Here is a 21,417-nt window from a genome sequence, read left to right on the forward strand (position 1 = left end):
CGTCCACACGGTCGACGCAACCTGCCTCCGCCGCACGTGAGTGCGCAAGGGGAGGAGAGCGGAGATGACGACGAACCTGGTCCGCGAGCTGAAGACACTGCGCAAAGGACGGGGTGTGCACGCCGGGCGGATCGTGGACAAGGTGGGCCCCGCCCTGGCCGCCGCGTGCGGGATCACCGGCGCCGACGGGCCGGCGGCCGCCAGGCAGAAGCTCGTCACGAGGCTGACCGAGCTGGTCGAGCAGCTGCCGGAGGACCTCCAGCTCGCCGCGCGGGCGGCGTTCGGCCTCGCCCCGGAGATCCGGCACCCGCTCTACCAGGAGCGCGTCAACTGGGTGGCGATGGCGATCGACCGGGACGCCCGCACCGTGCGCCGCCGCGTCGACGAGGCGGTCGACCAGCTGGCCGACCTGGCGGCGACGACCACGCGGCGCGACGACGGCGGCTGGCACGTCGCGGAGCTGGTCGTGTCGGTCTCGCTGGACGAGGAGCAGCCGGAGGTGCTGGAGCGCTACCAGGTCGTCGCCGACCAGGACGGTGTGGAGTCGCTGGAGTTCGCCCCCGTGTTCCCGGCGCGCAGGCGGGACGTGGACGTGCATCTGCTGTACGGCGGCACGATGCAGGACCGGTCCGCGCCGGAACGTCCCTGCTTCGTGCTCTTCCCCGCCGAACCGCTCGCACGCGGCAAGGCCCACGAGTTCCTGGTCCGGTACCGCCTGCGCAACCGCGACGCGATGCATCCGTGCGTGCTGCACGTGCCCGAACGGCCGTGTGACGCCTTCGACCTGCGCCTGCGGTTCGGGCAGGACCGCAAGCGGATCGTGCGGACGTTCGACGGGGTGTTGCGGCGTTCCGGCGCCGAGCCGAACGGGCTGCAGCAGGCCGTGGACCGGGCGGGGGACCTCCACCTGCGGTTCCGGCGGCTGCTGCCCGGCCTGGTCTACGGCGCGCGGTGGGGCGAGTCGGTGGTGTGCTCGGCCCGGCGGGCGTCATGACCGGCGCGGCTCGTACCAGGTCTCGCCGACGGGGTCACCGGCCATGTTCCACGCCCACGCCTTCGTCGGCGTGATCCGGCAGTAGTGGCCGGGACCGACGAGACCCGCGCGGTGCACCGGGTCGTCCGCGGTGCCGTAGACGCGGATGGCGCGGGCGATGAACGGGGCGAACGAGACCAGGTCGTCGACCACCAGCGAGACCTGGCGGCGGCCCGCGGTGATGTTGCGGAACTTGCGGGTGGCGAGGACCTGCTCGCCCGCGCCGCCGACCCAGAAGCAGGCGCCGTCGTACTCGAACGCCACCGGGACGACGTCGGGCCCGCCGTCCTCGTTGACCGTGGCGAGGCGGGCCAGGGGCTGGGAGCGCAGGTAGGCGACCTCTTCTTCGGTGAACATGCCTCTACACGACCAGGGATCCGCGAATTCGACGTGCAGGCGCGCCGGGACCGCGGTGCGGCACCTGGGCGAAGCGCGGAAAGCGTTCACCGGCAACCGTTGCGACATCGAGAATTCACGGTTGGAGTCGAGAAGGTCTCAACCGGCGCGCCCGCCTTGACAACGAAAGCATCCCGCGCGAATCCTCCGCCTGTGCTGAAGCGAGGGAACGTCACCACGAAACTGATCGGTGTCAGCGCGTTGGTCCTGGCGGTGGCGGCCTGCGGCGCCCCGCCCGCCCAGGAGACGCAGTCCGGCGCCGCCGCGACCGCCAAGTCGGCGAGCGAGTTCGGTGGGATGGACAAGCTGGTCGAGGCCGCCAAGAAGGAGGGCAAGCTCAACGTCATCGCGCTGCCCCCGGACTGGGCGAACTACGGCGAGATCATCAAGGCCTTCGAGGCCAAGTACGGCATCGAGGTGGACTCCGCGCAGCCGGACGCCTCCAGCCAGGAGGAGATCAACGCCGCCAAGCAGCTCAAGGGCAACGACCGCGCCCCCGACGTGTTCGACCTCGGCCTGAACGTGGCGCTGGCCAACAAGGACATGTTCGCCCCGTACAAGGTCAGCACCTGGGACGACATCGCCGCGGAGCTCAAGGACGCGGACGGCGCCTACTACGGCGACTACGGCGGCTTCATGTCGATCGGCTACGACGCCGCGAAGGTGCCGGCGCCGGCGAGCGTCAAGGACCTGCTCAAGCCCGAGTACAAGGGCAAGGTCGCGCTCAACGGCGACCCGACGCAGGCCGGCGCCGCGTTCTCCGGCGTCATGATGGCCGCGCTCGGCAACGGCGGCTCCGCCGACGACATCGCTCCCGGTGTCGAGTTCTTCAAGCAGCTCAAGCAGGCCGGCAACTTCCAGCCGGTCGACCCGTCGCCCGCGACCATCGAGTCCGGCCAGACGCCCGTCGTCATCGACTGGGACTACACCAACGCCGCCCAGACCGAGAAGCTCAAGGGCAAGCTCGACTGGAGGGTCGTCGTCCCGGCCGAGGCGCAGATCGGCGCCTACTACAACCAGGCCGTCAACAAGGACGCGCCGCACCCCGCGGCCGCGCGCCTGTGGCAGGAGTTCCTCTACTCCGACGAGGGCCAGAACCTGTACCTGAAGGGCATGTCCCGCCCGGTCCGCCTGGACAAGATGGGGGACAGGGCGGACAAGGCCGCGAAGGACAAGCTGCCGAAGACCGACGGCAAGCAGGTGTTCCAGACGCAGGCGCAGGCCGACAAGGCCAAGGCCGTCCTCACCGCGACCTGGGCCCAGGCCATCGGATGACCAGCGTCGCTCCCGCAGCGACGACGCCCGGCGGTTCCACCGGGAAGACCGGTGGGGCCGCCGGTCGGCCATCCGCGGCCGCCTGGCTCGTCGCGGTGCCGTTCCTCGCGTTCGCCGGCACCTTCCTCGTCTACCCCACGGTGCTCGTGCTGGTCGGTGCCTTCCAGGACTCGAACGGCGCGTTCACGCTCGGCAACCTCGGCACGCTGTTCACCGGGGTCGTCTTCGACGCCTTCCTGCGCAGCATCGAGCTCTCCGCGCTCACCGCGGTCATCGGCGCGGTGTGCGGAGCGCTGCTCACGTGGGCCATCGCGGTCGGCAACCCGGACGGGGTGCTGCGCAGGGTCGTCGTCGCCGGGTCCGGCGTGCTCGCCCAGTTCGGCGGTGTGCCGCTCGCGTTCGCGTTCCTCGCGACGGTCGGCTTCGAAGGTCTCGTCACGAAGTTCCTGCGCGACAGCGCCGGCGTCGACCTGTTCGCCGGCAGCGCGTGGCTGTTCGAGCTGCCGGGCCTGACGCTGGTCTACACGTTCTTCCAGATCCCGTTGATGGTCATCGTGTTCCTGCCCGCGCTCGACGGGCTGCGCCCGCAGTGGCGCGAGGCGAACGCGAGCCTCGGCGGCACGAGCTGGACGTACTGGCGCCACGTCGGCGGGCCGATCCTCACGCCCCCGTTCCTCGGCGCGCTGCTGCTGTTGTTCGCCAACGCCTTCAGCGCCTACGCCACGGCCGCCGCGCTCGTCTCGCAGGGCAGTCCGATCGTGCCGCTGCAGATCCGCGGCTTCCTCACCGGCGAGGTCGTGCTCGGCCAGGAGAACCTCGGCAAGGCGCTGGGGCTCGGCATGGTGGTCGTCGTCAGCGTCGCGATGGGCGTGAACGTGCTGCTGCAGAGGAAGGTGGCCAAGTGGGTTCGCCGGTGAGGCGGCGCGTCCTGCGCGCGGTCGTCCTGCTCGTCCTCGGCGGCTACTTCGTCCTGCCGCTGGTCGCGATGGCGGAGTTCTCCACGCGCGGCAGGGCGGGGGAGCGCAGCCTCGAGTCGTGGACGTCCATCGTCGACGACGAAGGGCTGATGGAGGCCCTCGTCAACTCGCTGCTGCTGTCCGTCACGAGCGCGGTGCTGATGCTGGTGCTGCTCGTGCCGACGATGGCGTGGATCCGGCTGCGGCTTCCCCTGTTGCAGCGGCTCGTGGAGTTCCTGTGCCTGCTGCCGCTCGCGATCCCCGCGATCGTGCTGGTGGTCGGCATGGCACCGCTCTACGCGTGGGTGAACTACTTCCTCGGCGACTCACCGCTGACGCTGACCTTCGCCTACGCGGTCCTGGTGCTGCCGTTCGCCTACCGCGCGATCGACGCCGGTCTCGCCGCGATCGACCTGAAGACGCTCGCCGAAGCCGCGCGCAGCCTCGGCGCGTCGTGGTTCACGGTGCTGTGGAAGGTCGTCGTGCCGAACATCCGCGTCGCACTCATCGGCGCCTCGCTGCTGTCGGTCGCACTGGTGCTCGGCGAGTTCACCATCGCCTCGCTGCTCAACTTCGACACGTTGCAGGTGCAGGTCAACCTGCTCGGCAAGCGCAACGCGGGCGTGTCCATCGCGGTGTCGTTGCTGTGCCTGCTCTTCGCGTTCGTCCTCCTGTTCGCCCTCTCTCACGTCGGCAGGCGGCGCCGTCAGGCCGTCGCCGAAGAAGAAACCTCGCCGGGGAGCAACTGACACCATGGGCCACCTGGAACTCAAGGGACTGCGCAAGTCCTTCGGCGGCAACATCGCGCTCGACGGCCTCGACCTCGAGCTGGCCGAGGGCGAGCTGGTCAGCCTGCTCGGCCCGTCCGGCTGCGGCAAGACGACGGCGCTGCGCATCGTCGCGGGCTTCGAGACCGCCGACTCGGGCACGGTCACCGTGGGCGGCAGGGACATCACCCGGGTTCCCGCCAACAAGCGCGACATGGGCATGGTCTTCCAGGCCTACAGCCTCTTCCCGAACATGACCGCGGCGCAGAACGTCGCGTTCGGCCTCAAGCTGCGCAGGGGCGACGCCAAGCGGGCGGCCGAGCTGCTGGAACTCGTCGGCCTCGCCCACCTCGGTGGCCGCTACCCGCACCAGATGTCGGGTGGTCAGCAGCAACGCGTCGCGCTGGCGCGGGCTCTCGCGATCCAGCCGCGCGTGCTGCTGCTGGACGAGCCGCTGTCCGCCCTGGACGCCAAGGTCCGGGTGAGCCTGCGCGACGAGATCCGCCGCATCCAGACGGAACTCGGCATGACGACGCTGTTCGTCACGCACGACCAGGAGGAGGCGCTCGCCGTCTCCGACCGGGTCGGCGTCATGTCGCACGGACGGCTGGAGCAGCTCGACTCGCCGTCGGTCGTCTACCGGCAACCGGCGACGGCGTTCGTGGCGCAGTTCGTGGGCGTCACGAACTCGGTCGCTGCCAAGGCGGAGGGCCAGAGCGTCGTCGTCAACGGCGTCACCGTCCCGGCCGAGCACGACCAGCCGTCCGGCAGCGACGTCCGCGTCATCGTGCGGCCGGAGGACATCGGCGTCTCGGCGGACGGCGACGGTTCCGCTGGCAAGATCGTGGGCGATGTGCTGACCCACTCGTTCCTCGGGCCGGTCACGCGGATCTCCGTCCGGGTGGGCGAGCAGGTCCTGCGGGTCGACCAGCCGTCCAACCAGGCGGCGGCCTACCGGCCGGGCACGCGGGTCGCACTGGACCTCAGCCGCTCACGGATCATGGTGGTACCGGGATGAGATCAGGGAGCTCGTCGCGCGCGACACGGCGGATGCCCACCGGGTCGCGACGCCGCTGGAGCTGCTGTTCGACCTGAGCTTCGTGGTGGGTGGCGGTCGCCCAGGCCGCCGCCTCGCTGCACCACGCCGTGTCCTCGTCGTCGCGTCGGGCATCCCGGCCGTCTTCGAGGACCAGGACTACCGGATCGTCGGTGGCTACGTCGTCATCCGGTTCGCGATGGTCGCGCACTGGCTGCGGGCGTCGCGGGGCAACCCGGCGCACTGCGGCTGCCCCCGGCGCTACGCCGGTGGCAACGCCTTCATGCAGGTGCTCTGGGTGCTGCGGGTCGTCGTCGCGCCGCCGAGCCTGCAGATCCCGCTCTGGGTCCTCTTCATGATCGGCGAGCTGCTCGTGCCGGTCTGGGCGGAGCGCTCGGGCGCCACGACGTGGCACCCGCACCACATCACCGAACGGCACGGCCTCTTCACGCTCATCGTGCTCGGCGAGTCGATCCTGGCGGCGACGCTCGCGTTCCGGAAGGGCTTCGACAGCGGCGTGACCTCGTCTCGCTCGCCGCGGCCTCGCTGGTCATCGTGTTCTCGGTGTGGTGGGTCCACTTCGAGGCGCCGACCCACCTGCACTCGCTGAAGAAGGCGTTCCTGTGGGGCTACGCGCACCTGTTCGTCCTCGGCTCGATCGCGGCGCTCGGCGCGGGCCTCGCGGCCGGCGTCGGCTACGACCTGCACCTCTCGTACGCGCCGGGCACGACGGTCGCGGCGTTCACGACGGTGCCGCTCGCGGTCTTCTTCGTCTGCGTCCGGTACGTGCAGGGCTGCCCGGGCCAGTCCGGGCCGCGCAGGTACCTGCTGCCCCTCGGTGCGGCCGCCGTGCTCGCTGCGACGTTCGGACCAGCGCCGATCCGCGTCACGGCGGGTATCGCCGTGGTTGTCGTGGTCCTCACGCGACTGGTGCGATGATCAGTGCATGACCGGTGTTCGTGAACTTCGCCTAGTCGTCACCGCCGCCGACTACGACGAGGCCCTGCGCTTCTACCGCGACGTGCTCGGCCTCGAGCAACGGGCGGCGTTCGCGTCCGACGGCGGGCGGGTCACGATCCTCGAGGCCGGCCGGGCCACCCTGGAGATCACCGACCCGCCGCACGCGGAGTTCATCGACTCCGTCGAGGTCGGCAGGCGCGTCGCGGGCCACGTCCGGGTCGCGTTCGAGGTCGACGACTCCGCCGCCGCCACCCGCGCCCTGGAGGCCGCGGGGGCCGAGGTGATCGCGGAGCCCACGCGCACGCCGTGGAACTCGCTGAACGCCCGCCTCGCCGCGCCCGCCGGGCTGCAGCTGACCCTGTTCCAGGAGCTGGGCGAGTAGATGACGATCTCCGCTGCCGGTTACCGCGACCTCGCGAACCGGGACGTGCTGGCGTGCGCCGTGGTGACGGTCGCCGCGAAGCTGCCGATGTCCATGACGCCGCTGACGATGGTCTTCCTGACCAGGGAGCTGTCCGGCGGCTACGTCCTCGCGGCGTCGCTCACCGCGGTCTACGTGCTGGGCGAGGTCCTCGGCGCCGGGCTGTTCGGCCTGCTGCTCGACCCGACCAGGATGCGCGGGCAGCTCAGCGCCGGGCTGGTCGTCGGCGCGGCCGCGTTCACGACCCTGGCGCTGACCACGAACGTGACGGTGCTGGTGATCGCGGCGTTCGTCGCGGGCGCCGGGCCGTCGACGACACCGGGCGGGCTGCGCGCGATGCTGCTCGGACTGGTGCCGGACGCGTTGGTGCCCAAGGCGATGGGCTTCGACGCCATGATCACGCAGGTGGTGTGGGCGGTGGCGCCCGCGCTCGTCACCGTGCTGGCGCTCGGCGTCGACCACCGCGCGCCGGTCGTCGTCTCCGTGTCGTTGATCGTCGTGGCGGCGTGGCTCGTGTTCATCCTGCCGCGCGGGCACGTGACCTCCCGGTCCGGCACGGCGAAGGTGCGCGTGGTGGCGTCGGCGTGGCCGATCTACCTCGTCAGCGCGGCGGCGCTGACGCAGCTCGCCGTCGCGGAGCTGGTGCTGCCCGCGTTGCTCGAGCACCGGGGGATCGGCATCGGCTGGACCGGGCCGCTGCTCACCGGCTTCGCGGCGTGCAGCGCGCTGGGCGCGGTGCTGTACGGGCTGCGGCCGTGGCCGGGAACGTTCCGCACCCAGGGACTCGTGCTCCTCGTGGTGACGGCGACCTGCGTCGGCGCGGTCGCGTTGTTCCCGAACCTGCCCGGCATCGCGGGCGCGCTGCTCGCGGCGGGGTTGTTCCAGTCCGGCGTGCTCGTGACGCGGAGCCTGGCTTTGCGCGAACGGCTGCCGGTCGGCGCGCACGCGGCCGGGTTCTCGATGATGTACGCGGTGACTGGCGCGGGCTACGGCCTGACGGCCGTCGTCATCGCGTGGGCGCTGGAGGTGGGCTCACCCATCTGGGCGGTGCTCGGTGGTGTCGCGGTGACCCTGGCCCTGACAGCAGTCAGCGCGGCTGCCGAACGCCGGCAGCCGCGCTGAGCTGGAGCCGCTCCTACCCGCGGTAGAAGTTGCCCTGGGTCTGGACGTTCAGCTCGTCCGTGCGGAAGAGCTTCGCCACGAACGTGCGCGGGTCGCGCATGTCGATGACGTCGAAGCCGCGGCCCATCTCCGAGGAGTAGATGTAGCCGTTGTACCAGTACGTCGACCAGGTGCCGCCGCCGGCGCCACCGGGCATCGGGCCGTACTCGAAGAAGCCGATCTCACGCGGCTTGGCCGAGTTCGTGAAGTCCCACACCGAGACGCCGCCCTGGTACCAGGACTGGACCATGATGTCCTTGCCGGGAACCGGGATCAGCGAACCGTTGTGCGCGACGCAGTTCTCCGTGTCGCCCTGCATGCGCGGGATCTTGTAGTAGGACTTGAAGACCAGCTTGCGGTCCTTGCCCTTGCCCACGATGTCGTAGATGCCGTTGGCACCGCGGTTCGGGCCGATCTTCTCGTTGCAGGTCGCGGCGCCGCCGCCACCGAGCTCGTCGGTGAAGACGACCTTGGTGCCGCTGTTGTTGAACGTCGCCGAGTGCCAGAACGCGAAGTGCTCGTCGTCCTGGACCCGGTGGATCTCCTTCAGATTCTCCCGGTCGGAGATGTCCCAGAGGACGCCGTCACCCATGCACGCGCCGGCCGCGAGGTCGAGCTGCGGGTAGACGGTGATGTCGTGGCAACCGCTGGTGGCCGAGGTGTAGCCGGTCTCGATCGTGCCGGTGCGACCGGCGTTGCCGCCGTCCGGGAACACCACCGGAGCCTTGAGCAGCGACGCCGAGGCCGGACTCTTCACCGGGACCTTGACGATCGAGATCTTGTCGTGCGGCGGCTGGCAGTCCGGGAACGTGGCGCTGGGCGAGTAGGACGAGACGTAGAGGTAGACGCTCTTCTTGTCCTTGGCCGGCACCATCGTGTGGGTGTGCGATCCGCAGGCGGTCTCGACGGCGGCGACGTACTTGGGCGCCGACTTGTCGCTGATGTCGAAGACCTTGATGCCCTCCCAGGACGACTTCTCGGTCGCCGGCTGGGAGACGCTGCTGCAGGAGTTGTCGCTGCGCGACGAGTCGGTCGACAGGAACAGCAGGTTCCCGTACACCGAGATGTCGTTCTGCGAGCCGGGGCACAGCACCTGCGCCTTGATCGTCGGCTTCTTCGGGTTGCGGATGTCGTAGATGACGAAGCCGTTGTAGTTGCCGACGAACGCGTAGTTGTCCTGGAACGCGATGTCGGTCTGCGTCGAGTCGAGCGGAGCCTGCTTGGGCAGGGTCGCCACCCGCACCATGTTGCGGCTGCGGCTGATCTCGTTCTCGCCCGGGATGCCGCTGACCGCCTCGGCCTGCGCCTCGAGCTGAGCCTCGCTCAGGCCGGCGCCGTCGGGCGGCAGGTCGGGCTCGGCCAGGGCCGGTGCCGTCAACGTCGACAGCGTCAGCGCGAGCGCCCCCAGAATCGCCAACGGCGCTCTGCGCCGTCGTGCCGTTGCGCGTGAAGTCACAGCTGGACCCCCTCAGTCGGGTTGATGAGGGGGAGTATCACCCCTTCGCCTTGCTAAAGGCCAGCATCTTTCGGAGGGTATTCTTCGGGCATGCGTTCCGGGGTTGTGGTCATCGTGGCGGCGTTCGCCCTGTTGGCAGGCTGTACGTCCGAGCCGGCGACCGCGCCGCTCATCGCGCCGGACACTCCCGGCGGCTCCGCGCCCACCATCGCGCCCTCGGACGCCTCCGGCGTCGTGCCGCCACCGCCGAACGACGCCGACCGCGACTACGTGGCGATGATGATCGCCCACCACGAGCAGGCGCTCGCGATGACGCGGTTCGCGCCGGAACGCGCGCAGAACGAGACGGTGAAGGGCCTGGCGGAACGCATCCGGTTCAGCCAGGAACCGGAGATCGGCGCCATGAAGCAGTGGCAGCGCACCAACAACATCGTGGGCTCGCACGGCGATCACGGCTCGATGCCGGGCATGGCCACGCAGGAGCAGCTCAACGCGCTCGGCGCGGCGCGCGGCAAGGACTTCGACCGGATGTTCCTGGAGCTGATGATCAAGCACCACGAGGGTGCGCTGAAGATGGCGACGGACGTGCGCGGCGCCGGCAGCAACGTCCAGGTCGAGGAGATGGCCGACGACGTGATCGCCACGCAGACCGACGAGATCAACCGGATGAAGGCGCTGCTGCCCACTCTGTGAGACGCCGCCGGACGTCCTCGGCCGCGCGGTCGCCCAGGTGCTCGTAGATGGCCAGCGCGTACTGCCACGTGTGGCGGGCGCGTCCGGCCTCGCCCGCCGCGTGGTGGGTGTCGCCCAGGTTGACCAGCGTCTCGGCTTCGAGGACGAGGAACCCGGTGGCCCGGAACAGGTCCAGCGCGCGGTGGGAGGCGGCGATCGCGCCCCGCAGGTCGCCGAGGTGGCGCCGGGCGTGGGCGACGCTGTGCAACGCGGCCGCCTGGCCGTTGAGCGACCCCGTTCGCCGGTTCAGCTCCACCGCCCGCTCGCAGTGCTCGACCGCGGCCTGGTAGTCGCCCAGTTCCCCGCTGTACCAGCCGACCTGGTTCAGCGCCGGCCCGACGGCGACCGTGTCGCCGCTCTGCTCGGCGAGGGCCAGGGCTTCGCGGGCGGCGGCGAGTGCTTCGGGCAGGCGTCCCCGGTCGCCGTGCACCGCGGCGAGGACTTGGAGCATGTCGCCCTCCGAAGCGACGTCGCCGAGCTCCCGGTAGGCCTTGATCGCCTCGTCGAGCATGGCCACCGCTTCGTCCAGCCGGCCCGTGCGGCGATACGCGCGCGCCATGACGTGGCGGATGCGGGCGACGGTGTCCGCGTCGCCGATGCGATTGGCCGCCACCAGTGCGGTTTCGAGCACCGAGGTCCACTCGTGCCAGCGGCCCTTGCGGTCGAAGACGTTGGTCAAACTCCAGGCGAGCTGCCACGTGAGGACGTCGAGGCCGGCCTGCTCACCGGCCGGGACCAGGCCGGTCAGCACGTCGAGCTCGGCGTCGAACCACGCCCACGCGGCGGCCGCGTCATCGACTTCCTCGGGTTCCACCCCCGGCAGTGGACCGGCGAGCGTGAGCGGGGTCCGGAACGGTCCGACGGCCCTGTCGTGGACGCGGTGGGTGCTGTGCAGGTAGTGGTCGAGCAGGCGGTGCAGCGCGTCGAGTCGTTCTTCCTCGCTCGTCAGGCCGCGGGCGAAGAGGCGCACCAGGTCGTGCAAGTGGTAGCGCCGGTCGTCGGTCTGGGTCAGCAGGTGCGCGCCGGTCAGTTCGTCGAGCACGGACTGCGTGCTGCCGAGACTGACCGCCACGGCGGCGGTGAAGTCGGGACCAGGGTGCGCGCCCAGCAACCGGAACAGGCGGGCGGCCGGCTCGCTCAGCCGCCGGTAGGACCAGGAGAACGCGGCGCGCACGCTCGTGAGCTCGTCCCCGGTGTCGAGGAAGTCGAGCCTGGTCTGCTCGTCGGCGATCTCCTCCGCCAGCGCGGCGAGGGGGAGCTGGGCGTCGGCGGCCGCGCGGGCGGCGACGACGGACAGCGCGAGCGGCAGGCCGCCGCACAGCTCGACCAGGCGGACGAGGGCGTCCGGTTCGGCGGCGGCGCGGGCGGCGCCGACGCGTTCGGCGACCAGCGCGACGGCCTCGTCGTGGCCGAGCATGCCGAGGGGGAGTGACCGCGCCCCTTCGAGGTCGCCCATCCGGTCGCGGCTGGTGATCAGGACCCGGCAGCCGCCACCGCCGGGCAGCAGCGGCCGCACCTGGCCGGCGTCTCGCGCGTTGTCCAGCAGCAGCAACAGCTTCCTGGTGGAGAGCAGCTCCCGGTAGAGGCCGGCCTGCGCGGCCTCGTCCTGCGGGACCCGGCCGGGTGGCACGCCGAGCGCCGCGAGGAACCGCCGGATCACCTCCTGCGGGCGTGCCGGTTCGGCGGCGGGGTCGAACCCGCGGAGGTTGACGTAGAGCTGGCCCGCCGGGAACCGGTCGGCCGCGGTGTGCGCCCAGCGCACCGCCAGCGCGGTCTTGCCGACGCCGGCGGCGCCGCTGACCGCGGAGATGACCAGGGGGCCGGACGTGTCGTCGAGCACGGCCAGCTCGTGGTCGCGGCCGACGAACTGGGCGGGTGGCGCGGGGATCTGCCGCGGGACGGTCAGCTTCTGCTGCACCGCACGGCGTTCCTCGACGAGCGCGGACACCTCCGCGCGCACCCAGGCCGAGTCGACGCCGGCGAGCGCTGGGCCGCGCCAGAGCTCCAGCGCTTCGGCGTTGCGGCCCTGCGCGGCCAGCGCGCGGAACGTCAGCAGGTCGAGGTCCTGCGGCTCGGCGACGTAGCCGGCGCCCACCGTGCGCACGCAGCCGGCCTCGCCCAGCGCGACCCTGAGCCGGTTCATGAGCGTGCGCAACGCGCGGAGGTTGCCGCCGTCGCCCCACACGCGGGTGATCAGCTCGTCGGCGGTCACGACCTCGTTGGGGCGCAACAGCAACGCCGCGAGCAGTGCCTGGCAGAGCCCGCCGGGCACGGGAACCTCGCGTCCGTCCACCTCGACCGCGAGCGGGCCGAGCACCCGGAACCGCACTTCCCCCATGCGGGGGAGTATCGCCTACCGCTCGGTGCGCTGCAGTGGCAACACCATGTCCTCGGCGTGCTGGAACGTCTCGACGGCGTTGCCGGTGACGTGGCGGGCGATGCCGCGGTTGCGCTTGTGCGCCTCGCGGAACGAGTCGGAGGCGACCCAGGCGCGGAAGTGCTCCTCGGACTCGAACTCGTTGACCGACACGTACGGCTGGTCCTCGCGCGTCGGCTTGAGCAGCGTGCTGCGCAGCAGCCCGGGCACGCCGGGCAGGAACGTCCGCATGTTGTCCCGGAAGTGGGCCTCGAACTCCTCCGCCCGCTCGGTGGGGACGAACAGGCGGTTGGTCGCGATGAACATGCTGGCCTCCCGATTCCGACGCTCTGTCGGGAACTATTCCAACACACCGTCGGGAAAGCAAGCGCGATAAACTGCCCCGGTGCCGAGGATCAGCGCCGACACCGTCGCGGAGCACCGCGCCAACCGGTTGCGCGCCCTGCTGGACGCCGGGCGCGAGATCGTGGCGACCGAGGGAGCGGAGGCGCTGACGCTCGCGTCGCTCGCGAGACGCGTCGGGTTGTCGCGGCCGAGCCTGTACGAGTACTTCCGCTCGCGTGAGGAACTGGTCGCCGCGATCGTGTCCGACGCGCTGCCGGAGTGGGCGGACAAGCTGGAGGACGCGGTCAACCGCGCCTCGTCCGTGCCGGCGAAGATCGAGGCGTACCTGCGCACCGAGCTGGCGATCATCACCGACGGCAGTCACGGCGCGGTGGTCGCCCTGTCCGCGCACACGCTGCCGGACTCGTCGCGCGAGCAGATCAGGGCGGAGCACGAACGGTTGCTGGCGCCGCTGGTCGGTGTGTTCACGACGGCCGGGGTGCAGCGCGCACAGTTGCGGGCGATGCTCGTGCACGCCATGGTCGAGGCGACGTCGCGGATGATCACGCCCGGCCGCACCGAGCACAACGAGGCGGTCATCCAGACGCTCCTCGACCAGGTGGTGCACGGGCTGGACCAGCCCATCAGCTGAACGGCACCACCTCGCCGTCGCGCACCAGCTCGCCGTAGTGCTCCGGCTTGACGGGGTCGAACGCGAGGTCCAGCAACGCCTTGGCGGCCTGCGCCGGGCTGGGGGCGCCGCTGACGTCCCACCACAGCGCCGACGTCGGCGTGTTGATCATCCCGGGGCAGACGGCGGCGACCAGGACGCCGCGCGGCCGGTCGTGCTCGCGGCGCTGGGCGGCGAGCACCCGGACGGCGGCGACCTGGCCGACCTTCGACGGGATGTTCACGAACGCGGGCCACGCGCTGACGCGGCCCTGCTTCGTGGTGTCCCGCCAGCCGGCGATCCCGCGGTCGATCTCGTCCAATGTGGACGCGGTGGTGAACCGCCGGTGCAGCACCGGTGCCAGGTGGGCCAGCGTGCCGAGTGAGCTGGCGACGACGAGCAGCCTGCCGTTGTCGTTCAGCAGCGGTGCGAAGGCGCGCAGGAGCCTGGTGGTGCCGAAGTTGTTGGTCTCGGTGTAGTCGTCGATGATCTCGCGCGGGTTGTCGTCGGGACCGATGCGCATGACGGCGTTGCCGAAGACGATGTCGATACCGCCGTGCCGTTCTCCCACCTCCCGCGCGAGCCGTGCCGCCGAGCCGGGGGCGGCGACGTCCAGCAGCGCGCCGCGGACCTCCGCCCCGCCGCCGGGCACGGTCCGCACGGCGGCGGTGATCCGGCCGGCGTCGCGGCCGGTGAGGTAGACGGTGTCGGCGGGCCGCAGCCGTTGGGCGAGCCCTGCCGCCAGGGCGAGGCCGAGGCCCTGGGTGGCGCCGGTGACGAGTGCGACTGTCATGTCAGGCCTTCGCGAGGAGGGTTTCGGAGTACGTCCACAGGCGTGCGGCGTTGCCGGGGTCGAGGGCGTAGCGGGCGACACCGCGCATCGGCGGGGCTTCGTCGCGGCGGTCGACGGTCCGCGTTTCGGCGCAGTCGTCGAAGTAGCGGCCGCCGATGCCCCGCAACAGCGGCGAGGTGGCCACGAACACCGACGTCGCCGCGCCCTGCTCGACCGACTTGGTGATCGTCGGGTCGACGTCGCTCGGTCCGATGTGGCGCTGAAGGTTGGTGAGGATGGCGCCGGGCATGACGGCGTTCGCGGTGATGCCGTCATCCGCCCACCGACGCGTTGCCTCCACCGCGAACAGGACGTTCGCGGTCTTGCTCTGGCCGTAAGCGCCCCACGGTTCGTATCGGCGGAACGCGTAGTGGACGTCGTCGAAGACCACCGGCGAGAGCATGTGGCCCCGGGAGGTGACGGAGACGACGCGAGCGCCGCCGGCGGCCTTGAGCGCACCGTGCAGGCCCGTGGCCAGGGCGAAGTGGCCGAGGTGGTTGGTGGCGAACTGCCATTCCCAGCCCTGCTCGGTGTACCGCTCGGGGGTCGCCATCACGCCCGCGTTGGCGATGAGGACGTCGAGCGGGCCCCGCCAGCCGCGGGTGAAGTCCTCGACGGAGGACAGGTCGGTCAGGTCGAGCTTCGCGGTGTGGACGGTGCCGCCGATGCCGGCGGCGGTCTTCTCGCCCGCGGCGACGTCGCGGACGGCGAGGGTGACCTCGGCGCCGGCGCTCGCCAGCGCCCTGGCCGTCTCGACGCCGATGCCGGACGACGCGCCCGTCACGACCACGCGCTTGTCGGTGAGGTCGAGGCCTTCGACGACCTCGGCGGCGGTACTGCTGAACCCGAACTGCGTTTCGATCACGCCTTCGACGCTAGGCCTGCCGGGACCATGCGGGTAGCGAAAGTTCCGCAACTGGGGTATGCGTGACCATCATGGCCTTGAACGACGCGTCGCTGGTGGCGCTCCGGGTTTTCCGCGAGGTGGCCGAGCGTGGCACGTTGACGGCGGCCGCCACCGCGCTGGGCTACACCCAGTCGGCGGTGTCCAGGCAGGTCGCCGCTCTGGAACGGGCTGCCGGTGCCGTGCTGCTCGAACGACGTCACGACGGGGTACGGCTCACCGCGGCCGGTCGGCTCGTGTTGCGGCGGGCTGCCGTGGTGGTCGATCAGGTCGATGCGGGTGCGCGGGAACTCGCGGGACTGCCCGAGGAAGACACGAGCACGGTCAGGCTCGGCTGGTTCGCCACGGCCGGTGCCTGGCTCGTGCCGCAGGCGCTCACATCGTTGGCGCGCACGCATCCGTCGATCACGGTTGTCACGCGCGAGGGCAGCACACCGGCGTTGGTGCGCGCGCTGCGGGCCGGCACGCTGGACGCCGCGCTGATCGCGTCGTCGCCACCGTTCCGCGCGCCCGACGACGAGACCCCCGCACTCGCGGTGGACGTCCTCGCCGAGCGCAGCCTGCGCGTCGCCGTTCCCGCGACGCATCCGCTGGCCCGCGAGGACTTCGTGGAGGTCGACGACCTCCGGGGCCGGCGCTGGATCGCCGGGCCCGGCGACCAGCTCGTGATGGGTGTGTGGCCGGGACTCGGCGAACGGCCCGTTGTCGCGCACACCGCCCGCGACTGGCTGGCGAAGCTGCACCTGGTCGCCGCGGGCTTCGGCATCACGACCGTTCCCGCCGCGCTGGTGGCCGTCGTGCCCGCCGGTGTGCGCGTGCTCCCGGTGCGGGGCGGTCCCGCCGAACGCCGCCGCATCCTGCTCGCGCGGCTTCCCGGGCTTCTTCCTGAACCCGTCGCACGGCTCGCCGCGGCGCTGCGGGCCGCTGTCCTGGAGACGGAGCATCAACCGATCGGTTGATGCCGGTCCGACCGGCTGTTCGATGATCTCCGCCGCGCGCTGCTCGATCGTGGGGGCATGGCAATCATCGCAGTGCGCGACCTCGGCAAGAGGTACGGGCGGAAGGTCGCCGTGGACTCGGTGTCCTTCGAGGTGGCCGAGGGGGAGATCTTCGGTGTGCTGGGGCCGAACGGGGCCGGCAAGACGACGACCGTGGAGTGCGTGTCCGGGCTGCGCAGGCCGGACCGGGGCAGCGTGACCGTGCTGGGGCGGCCGCCCGCCGAGGTGCGGTCCGCCATCGGGGTGCAGCTGCAGTCCTCGGAGCTGCCGGAGCGGATGCGCGTCCGCGAGGCGCTCTCGCTGTTCTCCTCGTTCTACCCGGCGCCGGTCGACTGGTCGGAGCGGCTGGGGCTGTCGGCGCACCTGGGGGTGGAGTTCGGGCGGCTGTCCGGCGGGCTGAAGCAGCGGCTGTCGATCGCGCTGGCGCTGGCAGGGTCGCCGCGGGTCGCGATCCTCGACGAGCTGACGACGGGGCTCGACCCGCAGGCGCGGCGCGACACGTGGTCGGTGATCGAGGACGTGCGGTCGGCCGGCGTGACCGTCCTGCTGGTCACCCACTTCATGGAGGAGGCGGAACGGCTCTGCGACCGGGTGGCGGTGTTCCGCGACGGCCGGATCGCCGCGCTGGACACGCCCTCCGGTCTGGTGTCGCGGGTGGACGGTGCCACGCGGGTGCGGTTCGTCCCGTCCGCTCCGGTGGACCTCGCGGCGCTGCGGGCGCTGCCGGACGTCACCGACGTGACGACGGCAGGGCAGCAGATCGTCGTCAGCGGGTCGGAGGACCTCCTGCACGCGGTGACCTCCCTGCTGGCGCGCAGGCAGGTCGTGGCGCGCGGGCTTCGCGTCGACCAGGTCTCGCTGGACGACGCCTACGTCGAACTGACCGGGGGTAGTGGTGCTGAAGATCATTAAGGTGGAAGCCCGGCTGTTCGTCCGCGACCGGCTGAACTCGTTGTTCGCCGTGTTGTTCCCGACGCTGCTGTTGCTGGTGCTGGGGGCGGTTCCGGCGTTGCGCACACCCGCCGAGGAGTTCGGCGGACTGCGGTTCATCGACAGCTACCTGTCGTCGCTGGTCGTGTTCACGTTGGGGTTCATCGGTCTGCAGCGCGTGCCGACGGTTGTGGCGACCTATCGGGAGAAGGGCGTGTTACGTCGGCTGTCGACGACACCGATGCACCCGGCGCGGTTGCTGGCCGGGCAGATGGTGGTCAACTTCGTCGCGGCGATCTTGTCGGTGCTGTTGACCGTCGTGGTGGCGCACCTCGTGTTCGGCGTCGACCTGCCCCACCACCCGCTCGGCCTGGCAGGTGCCGTGGTCCTGGGCGGCGCCGGGACGTTCGCGCTGGGACTGGTGATCGCCGCGCTGGCCCCGAACGCGCGAGCGGCCGGTGGCTGGGCCACGGCGGTGTTCATGCTGCTGATGTTCTTCGGCGGCGTGTACCTGCCGCGGTTCATGCTGCCCCCGGCGATCCAGGCGATCGGTTCGTACGCGCCTCCTGGCGTGGAGGCGTTGCAGCAGGCGTGGCTGGGAACCGCTCCGGACTGGAGGCATCTCGCGATCATGGGACTGGTGGGTCTCGTGGCGGGTACGGTCGCGGCCAGGACGTTCCGCTGGGAGTAGCTCGTGGACATGGTCGTGCTGGACAGGTGGGAGCGCAGGCTCACGTTCCTCGCGCACGCGATCCCGTACTTCGTGCTGACCGCGACGACGGTGATCTACTCGATCTTCACCGCGCACTCGGCCTCGGAGCGCTGGGTCACCTACGGCCTGGTGGCGTTCGGCTACGCGTGGATGGCGTGGTGGTTCACGCTGCATCCCCAGTGGCGCAACCGCATGGGGCTCATGACCGTGTTCGTCGCCGGCTTGGTCGTGTTCTACGCGGTGCTGGGAATGCGCGAGCACTGGTTCGGCGCGGTGTCGTACGCGGTGTACGTCTACGCGAGCGAGGTCCTGCGCGGTCGCCGGATGTTCTTCGCCGTGGGCCTGACGGCCGTGCTGGCGACGCTGTCGTTGTTCGGCGGCTACCCGCCCGCCGAGGCGCGGCCCGCCTTCTGGCTGCTGATGATGGTGTTCGTGGTGGTGGCGTGCACGTTCACGTTCGTCGGGCACGTGACGACCGAACAGTCCCGTCAGCGCAAGGAGCTGCTCGAGGAGAACGAGGGCCTGCACGCCCAGCTCCTGGTGCAGGCGCACGAGGCGGGGGTGCAGGACGAGCGGCACCGGATGGCCGGAGAGATCCACGACACCCTCGCCCAAGGCCTGGCGGGCATCATCACGCAGCTGTCGGCGGCCTCGTCGTCCGACTGGGAGCGCCGCGTGGCGGTGGCCGCCGAGCTGGCCCGCGCGAACCTGGCGGAGGCCCGCCGCTCGGTGCACGCGCTGCGCCCGCCCGCGCTGGACTCCGCGGCCCTGCCGGAAGCCCTGGACGAGGTGGCGTCGGGCTGGTCGACGGTCAACGGCGTGCCGGTGTCGATGACGCTGACCGGCTCCGTCCGGGTGATGCACCCGGAGGTGGAGGTCGCCCTGCTGCGCACGGCCCAGGAGGCGCTGTCGAACGTGGCGAAGCACGCCGCGGCCTCCAGGGTCGGCCTGACCCTGTCGTACATGGAGGACGTCGTGACGCTGGACGTGCGCGACGACGGCGTGGGCTTCGACCTCACGCGGCCGTCCTCCGGCTTCGGGCTGCCCGCGATGAGGCACCGGGTGCACCGGCTGTCGGGGGCGTTGTCCGTGGAGTCCGAACCCGGCGCGGGGACGGCGATCTCGGCTCGGGTGCCGGCGTGACCGGCGTGACGGCCGGCCGGGCCGGCACCGGCGGGACGAGGAGGTGCGCGTGATCCGGCTGGTGATCGTCGACGACCACCCCGTGGTGCGCGACGGGTTGCGCGGCATGCTCGCCGCACCGGACTTCGAGGTCGTGGGCGAGGCCGCCTCCGGTGACGAGGCGGTGGCCGTCGTGACGGCGCTGGGACCCGACGTGGTGCTGATGGACCTGCGGATGCCCGGCTCCGACGGGCTGTCGGCGATCGAACGGCTGCGCGACCACCCGTGCCGGGTGCTGGTGCTCACGACCTACGACACGGACCGGGACGTCCTGCCGGCCATCAAGGCCGGTGCCACCGGCTACCTGTTGAAGGACACGCCGCGCGACGAGCTGCAGCGGGCCATCCGGGCCGCGCACGCGGGCGAGGCCGTGCTGTCGCCCGCGGTGGCGACCCGGTTGCTGGGGCAGGTCCGGGAGCCCGCGCTGGAACCGTTGTCGGCACGGGAGCTCGACGTGCTCGCGCTGGTGGCCAAGGGGTCCACGAACCGGGCGGTGGCGGCGGCGCTGTTCATCAGCGAGGCGACCGTGAAGACGCACCTGCTGCACGTCTACGCGAAGCTCGGGGTCTCGGACCGGGCTGCGGCCGTCGCGGTGGCGTACGAGCGCGGGCTGTTGCGCGGACGGCGGCGCTGAGGCCGCGGGTGTCGAGGGCCGCTGGTGTCGGAGCCGCGGGTGCTGAGGGCTGCGGGTGTCGGAGCCGCGGGTCTTGAGGGCCGCGCGTGTCGAGGGCCGCTGGTGTCGGAGCCGGGCGTGTCGAGGTCGCTGGCGTTGAGATCGTGGGTATCGAGACCGCTGGCGTTGAAGCCGCTGGTGTCGAGACCGCTGGCGTTCAGATCGCGGGTGCCGAGGCCGCTGACGTTCAGATCGCGGGTGCCGAGGCCGCTAACGTTGAAGCCACAGGCGCCGAGCCCGCAGAACATCCCCCGCGGCGGGACCATCACGGATGGTCCCGCCGCTTGCGGCAACTCCCCCTTGCCACTCCCTCACCCCTCGCGTTGTAGGAACTCCCGCCAGTCCCCGAGATACGAGATGTCCTGGATGTCACCCGATCGGAGCAGTGGCTCGACCACCGCGTCGCGCAGGACGGTGGCCAGCGCGGCGCTGCCGTCCGCCAGCTCGATGACGCCGATCTCCAGCTCCGGCGGCTCGGCCGGGAGGAGGTGGTCGCGCAGGACCGTGAGCGGCAGGTCGTACAGCTCACCCACCACCGCGGCCGAGCCCGACTCGTGCATCGCGGGGAACCTGCCCCGCACCGAGAAGTACCGGTACTTCGCCGCACTGCGCGCCCGGCACACCATCGGCGTGCCCTGCAACTGGCCGTGCAGCGGGCCGCCCCTCATGCCGCCGCCGTTGAGGAAGATCAGTGCCATGGCTCTCCAGGGGTCGGTGGACGGGCGTGGACAGGGAGAACAGCGGCAGGCCGGTGCCGCCGCAGCGGGTGGCCACGAGTTCGGCCGCGATCGACACCGCCGTCTCGGACGGGCTGCGGCCGCCGAGGTCGAGCCCCACCGGTGAGCGCAGGCGCGTCAGCTCCGCCGGGGGCACACCCGCCGCGCGGAGCCGGGAGAGGCGTTCGGCGTGCGTGCGCCGGGAGCCCAGGGCGCCGACGAAGGCCAGCGGCCTCGACAACGCCTCGGTCAGCACCGGGATGTCGAACTTCGGGTCGTGCGTCAGCACCACCACCGCCGTGCTCTCGTCGGTGTGGGTGGACGCGAGGTAGCGGTGCGGCCAGTCGACGACGACCTCGTGCGCCGCGGGGAAGCGGGCGGGCGTCGCGAAGATCGGGCGCGCGTCGCACACCGTCACGCGGTAGCCGAGGAAGCGGCCGATCTCGGCCACGGCGGCGGCGTGGTCGATCGCGCCGAACACCAGCAGCCGGGGAGGCGGCAGCCAGGACTCGGTGAACACGCGGCCCTCCGCCGCGAAGCGGACCGACAGCGGGTGTCCGTCCAGGGCGGCCCGCAGTGCCGCGCGCAGCGGGGGACTGTCCCGCTGCACCAGCACGTCCAACGAACCGCCGCACGTCAAACCGGCGGAGAACGCCGTGTCGTCGGAGCAGCCGAAGGTGGCGAGGGCGGGCCGGGACGTCTCCAGCACCGTGCGGGCCAGGTCGTAGACCTCGGCCTCCACGCAGCCGCCGGACACGCTGCCGATCACCTCGCCGGACGGGCCGACGGCCATCGCCGCGCCGGCGGGGCGGGGCGCGCTGCCGCGCACGGCCACCACCGAGGCGACCGCGAACCGGTCCCACGACAGCAAGGTCGGAGCGAGGTCGCGCATGGGAACCTCCGAGG

24 protein-coding genes are annotated in these 21,417 nt (G+C 71.5%); 16 read left to right on the plus strand and 8 right to left on the minus strand.

Features of this window, described 5'->3' with window-relative positions; all coding sequences use genetic code 11:
* Positions 1-64: 64 nt before the first annotated feature.
* Entirely contained in the window at positions 65-994 is a 930-nt protein-coding gene (locus BMW88_RS30155) for a hypothetical protein (RefSeq protein ID WP_089957067.1), read from the plus strand.
* On the opposite strand, the gene BMW88_RS30160 is transcribed toward BMW88_RS30155, so the two are convergent.
* Positions 989-1,390 (minus strand): PPOX class F420-dependent oxidoreductase, encoded by a 402-nt coding sequence (locus BMW88_RS30160; RefSeq protein ID WP_089957070.1) that lies wholly within the window; start codon positions 1,388-1,390, stop codon positions 989-991. The two genes, BMW88_RS30155 and BMW88_RS30160, sit on opposite strands and share 6 nt — an antisense overlap.
* Positions 1,391-1,582: 192 nt before the next feature.
* Between BMW88_RS30160 and BMW88_RS30165 the strand changes: the two genes are divergently transcribed.
* From BMW88_RS30165 to BMW88_RS30195, 8 genes are all read left to right on the plus strand, one after another.
* Positions 1,583-2,704 carry an ABC transporter substrate-binding protein gene (locus BMW88_RS30165; RefSeq protein ID WP_245778162.1) on the plus strand — a complete coding sequence of 374 codons (1,122 nt, stop codon included), beginning with the start codon at positions 1,583-1,585 and terminating at the stop codon, positions 2,702-2,704.
* Complete coding sequence (locus BMW88_RS30170) at positions 2,701-3,621, plus strand: ABC transporter permease (protein ID WP_245778163.1); 921 nt, start codon at positions 2,701-2,703, stop codon at positions 3,619-3,621. Before BMW88_RS30165 ends, BMW88_RS30170 begins: the two co-directional genes overlap by 4 nt.
* Positions 3,606-4,409: an ABC transporter permease gene (locus BMW88_RS30175; RefSeq protein WP_245778164.1), complete on the plus strand. Its 804-nt coding sequence runs from the start codon at positions 3,606-3,608 to the stop codon at positions 4,407-4,409. Before BMW88_RS30170 ends, BMW88_RS30175 begins: the two co-directional genes overlap by 16 nt.
* A 4-nt stretch (positions 4,410-4,413) precedes the next feature.
* Positions 4,414-5,445 (plus strand): ABC transporter ATP-binding protein, encoded by a 1,032-nt coding sequence (locus tag BMW88_RS30180; protein ID WP_089957073.1) that lies wholly within the window; start codon positions 4,414-4,416, stop codon positions 5,443-5,445.
* An 85-nt stretch (positions 5,446-5,530) separates the two neighbouring features.
* Positions 5,531-6,073, plus strand: coding sequence for a low temperature requirement protein A (locus tag BMW88_RS44100; RefSeq protein WP_281249465.1), 543 nt, complete (start codon positions 5,531-5,533; stop codon positions 6,071-6,073).
* Entirely contained in the window at positions 6,028-6,402 is a 375-nt protein-coding gene (locus BMW88_RS44105) for a low temperature requirement protein A (RefSeq protein WP_281249466.1), read from the plus strand. Before BMW88_RS44100 ends, BMW88_RS44105 begins: the two co-directional genes overlap by 46 nt.
* 7 nt (positions 6,403-6,409) lie before the next feature.
* Positions 6,410-6,805 (plus strand): VOC family protein, encoded by a 396-nt coding sequence (locus BMW88_RS30190; protein WP_089957076.1) that lies wholly within the window; start codon positions 6,410-6,412, stop codon positions 6,803-6,805.
* Complete coding sequence (locus BMW88_RS30195) at positions 6,806-7,966, plus strand: MFS transporter (RefSeq protein ID WP_089957078.1); 1,161 nt, start codon at positions 6,806-6,808, stop codon at positions 7,964-7,966.
* 13 nt (positions 7,967-7,979) lie between these two features.
* Here the strand turns inward: BMW88_RS30195 and BMW88_RS30200 are convergent, their stop codons facing one another.
* On the minus strand, positions 7,980-9,416 hold the full coding sequence (locus BMW88_RS30200; protein WP_177221471.1) for an LVIVD repeat-containing protein: 1,437 nt from the start codon (positions 9,414-9,416) through the stop codon (positions 7,980-7,982).
* A gap of 135 nt (positions 9,417-9,551) precedes the next feature.
* Between BMW88_RS30200 and BMW88_RS30205 the strand changes: the two genes are divergently transcribed.
* On the plus strand, positions 9,552-10,154 hold the full coding sequence (locus BMW88_RS30205; protein ID WP_089957080.1) for a DUF305 domain-containing protein: 603 nt from the start codon (positions 9,552-9,554) through the stop codon (positions 10,152-10,154).
* Here BMW88_RS30205 and BMW88_RS30210 read toward each other — a convergent pair.
* Positions 10,120-12,531 (minus strand): ATP-binding protein, encoded by a 2,412-nt coding sequence (locus tag BMW88_RS30210; RefSeq protein ID WP_089957082.1) that lies wholly within the window; start codon positions 12,529-12,531, stop codon positions 10,120-10,122. The two genes, BMW88_RS30205 and BMW88_RS30210, sit on opposite strands and share 35 nt — an antisense overlap.
* A gap of 15 nt (positions 12,532-12,546) precedes the next feature.
* Entirely contained in the window at positions 12,547-12,876 is a 330-nt protein-coding gene (locus tag BMW88_RS30215) for an antibiotic biosynthesis monooxygenase family protein (RefSeq protein WP_089957084.1), read from the minus strand.
* Positions 12,877-12,955: 79 nt separating this feature from the next.
* Between BMW88_RS30215 and BMW88_RS30220 the strand changes: the two genes are divergently transcribed.
* The gene (locus tag BMW88_RS30220) at positions 12,956-13,546 is read left to right on the plus strand and encodes a TetR/AcrR family transcriptional regulator (RefSeq protein WP_089957086.1); all 591 of its coding nucleotides are present in this window, start codon (positions 12,956-12,958) and stop codon (positions 13,544-13,546) included.
* On the opposite strand, the gene BMW88_RS30225 is transcribed toward BMW88_RS30220, so the two are convergent.
* Together BMW88_RS30225 and BMW88_RS30230 are read right to left on the minus strand one after the other, a co-directional pair.
* The gene (locus tag BMW88_RS30225) at positions 13,539-14,357 is read right to left on the minus strand and encodes an SDR family NAD(P)-dependent oxidoreductase (protein ID WP_089957089.1); all 819 of its coding nucleotides are present in this window, start codon (positions 14,355-14,357) and stop codon (positions 13,539-13,541) included. The genes BMW88_RS30220 and BMW88_RS30225 overlap by 8 nt on opposite strands.
* Position 14,358: 1 nt before the next feature.
* Positions 14,359-15,261 carry an SDR family NAD(P)-dependent oxidoreductase gene (locus BMW88_RS30230; protein WP_089957091.1) on the minus strand — a complete coding sequence of 301 codons (903 nt, stop codon included), beginning with the start codon at positions 15,259-15,261 and terminating at the stop codon, positions 14,359-14,361.
* Positions 15,262-15,332: 71 nt separating this feature from the next.
* Between BMW88_RS30230 and BMW88_RS30235 the strand changes: the two genes are divergently transcribed.
* From BMW88_RS30235 to BMW88_RS30255, 5 genes are read left to right on the plus strand one after another with little or no spacing between them, the layout of a single operon-like run.
* Positions 15,333-16,259: a LysR family transcriptional regulator gene (locus tag BMW88_RS30235; protein ID WP_089957207.1), complete on the plus strand. Its 927-nt coding sequence runs from the start codon at positions 15,333-15,335 to the stop codon at positions 16,257-16,259.
* A gap of 57 nt (positions 16,260-16,316) precedes the next feature.
* Positions 16,317-17,210, plus strand: a complete 894-nt coding sequence (locus tag BMW88_RS30240; protein WP_089957092.1) for an ABC transporter ATP-binding protein — start codon at positions 16,317-16,319, stop codon at positions 17,208-17,210.
* Complete coding sequence (locus tag BMW88_RS30245) at positions 17,194-17,919, plus strand: ABC transporter permease (protein ID WP_245778165.1); 726 nt, start codon at positions 17,194-17,196, stop codon at positions 17,917-17,919. The genes BMW88_RS30240 and BMW88_RS30245 overlap by 17 nt, the downstream gene beginning before the upstream one ends.
* Positions 17,920-17,928: 9 nt before the next feature.
* Positions 17,929-19,083, plus strand: coding sequence for a sensor histidine kinase (locus tag BMW88_RS30250; protein ID WP_089957210.1), 1,155 nt, complete (start codon positions 17,929-17,931; stop codon positions 19,081-19,083).
* A gap of 49 nt (positions 19,084-19,132) precedes the next feature.
* The gene (locus tag BMW88_RS30255) at positions 19,133-19,756 is read left to right on the plus strand and encodes a response regulator (protein ID WP_089957098.1); all 624 of its coding nucleotides are present in this window, start codon (positions 19,133-19,135) and stop codon (positions 19,754-19,756) included.
* Between the two features lie 350 nt (positions 19,757-20,106).
* On the opposite strand, the gene BMW88_RS42240 is transcribed toward BMW88_RS30255, so the two are convergent.
* Both BMW88_RS42240 and BMW88_RS30265 read right to left on the minus strand, forming a co-directional pair.
* Positions 20,107-20,436 (minus strand): allophanate hydrolase-related protein, encoded by a 330-nt coding sequence (locus tag BMW88_RS42240; protein WP_425434706.1) that lies wholly within the window; start codon positions 20,434-20,436, stop codon positions 20,107-20,109.
* A complete protein-coding gene (locus BMW88_RS30265; protein ID WP_089957104.1) occupies positions 20,321-21,403 on the minus strand; it encodes an XdhC family protein in 1,083 nt (360 codons plus the stop codon). Before BMW88_RS30265 ends, BMW88_RS42240 begins: the two co-directional genes overlap by 116 nt.
* Positions 21,404-21,417: the final 14 nt, after the last annotated feature.

Source organism: Lentzea xinjiangensis, assembly GCF_900110955.1.
Classification (GTDB): domain Bacteria; phylum Actinomycetota; class Actinomycetes; order Mycobacteriales; family Pseudonocardiaceae; genus Lentzea; species Lentzea xinjiangensis.

Bases quoted from the DNA above. Each gene is read 5' to 3' on its own strand.
- BMW88_RS30155 (WP_089957067.1), top strand. From the start codon at position 65: ATGACGACGAACCTGGTCCGCGAGCTGAAGACACTGCGCAAAGGACGG.
- BMW88_RS30160 (WP_089957070.1), bottom strand. From the start codon at position 1,390: ATGTTCACCGAAGAAGAGGTCGCCTACCTGCGCTCCCAGCCCCTGGCC.
- BMW88_RS30170 (WP_245778163.1), top strand. From the start codon at position 2,701: ATGACCAGCGTCGCTCCCGCAGCGACGACGCCCGGCGGTTCCACCGGG.
- BMW88_RS30180 (WP_089957073.1), top strand. From the start codon at position 4,414: ATGGGCCACCTGGAACTCAAGGGACTGCGCAAGTCCTTCGGCGGCAAC.
- BMW88_RS30190 (WP_089957076.1), top strand. From the start codon at position 6,410: ATGACCGGTGTTCGTGAACTTCGCCTAGTCGTCACCGCCGCCGACTAC.
- BMW88_RS30195 (WP_089957078.1), top strand. From the start codon at position 6,806: ATGACGATCTCCGCTGCCGGTTACCGCGACCTCGCGAACCGGGACGTG.
- BMW88_RS30205 (WP_089957080.1), top strand. From the start codon at position 9,552: ATGCGTTCCGGGGTTGTGGTCATCGTGGCGGCGTTCGCCCTGTTGGCA.
- BMW88_RS30210 (WP_089957082.1), bottom strand. From the start codon at position 12,531: ATGGGGGAAGTGCGGTTCCGGGTGCTCGGCCCGCTCGCGGTCGAGGTG.
- BMW88_RS30215 (WP_089957084.1), bottom strand. From the start codon at position 12,876: ATGTTCATCGCGACCAACCGCCTGTTCGTCCCCACCGAGCGGGCGGAG.
- BMW88_RS30225 (WP_089957089.1), bottom strand. From the start codon at position 14,357: ATGACAGTCGCACTCGTCACCGGCGCCACCCAGGGCCTCGGCCTCGCC.
- BMW88_RS30235 (WP_089957207.1), top strand. From the start codon at position 15,333: ATGGCCTTGAACGACGCGTCGCTGGTGGCGCTCCGGGTTTTCCGCGAG.
- BMW88_RS30240 (WP_089957092.1), top strand. From the start codon at position 16,317: ATGGCAATCATCGCAGTGCGCGACCTCGGCAAGAGGTACGGGCGGAAG.
- BMW88_RS30250 (WP_089957210.1), top strand. From the start codon at position 17,929: ATGGTCGTGCTGGACAGGTGGGAGCGCAGGCTCACGTTCCTCGCGCAC.
- BMW88_RS30265 (WP_089957104.1), bottom strand. From the start codon at position 21,403: ATGCGCGACCTCGCTCCGACCTTGCTGTCGTGGGACCGGTTCGCGGTC.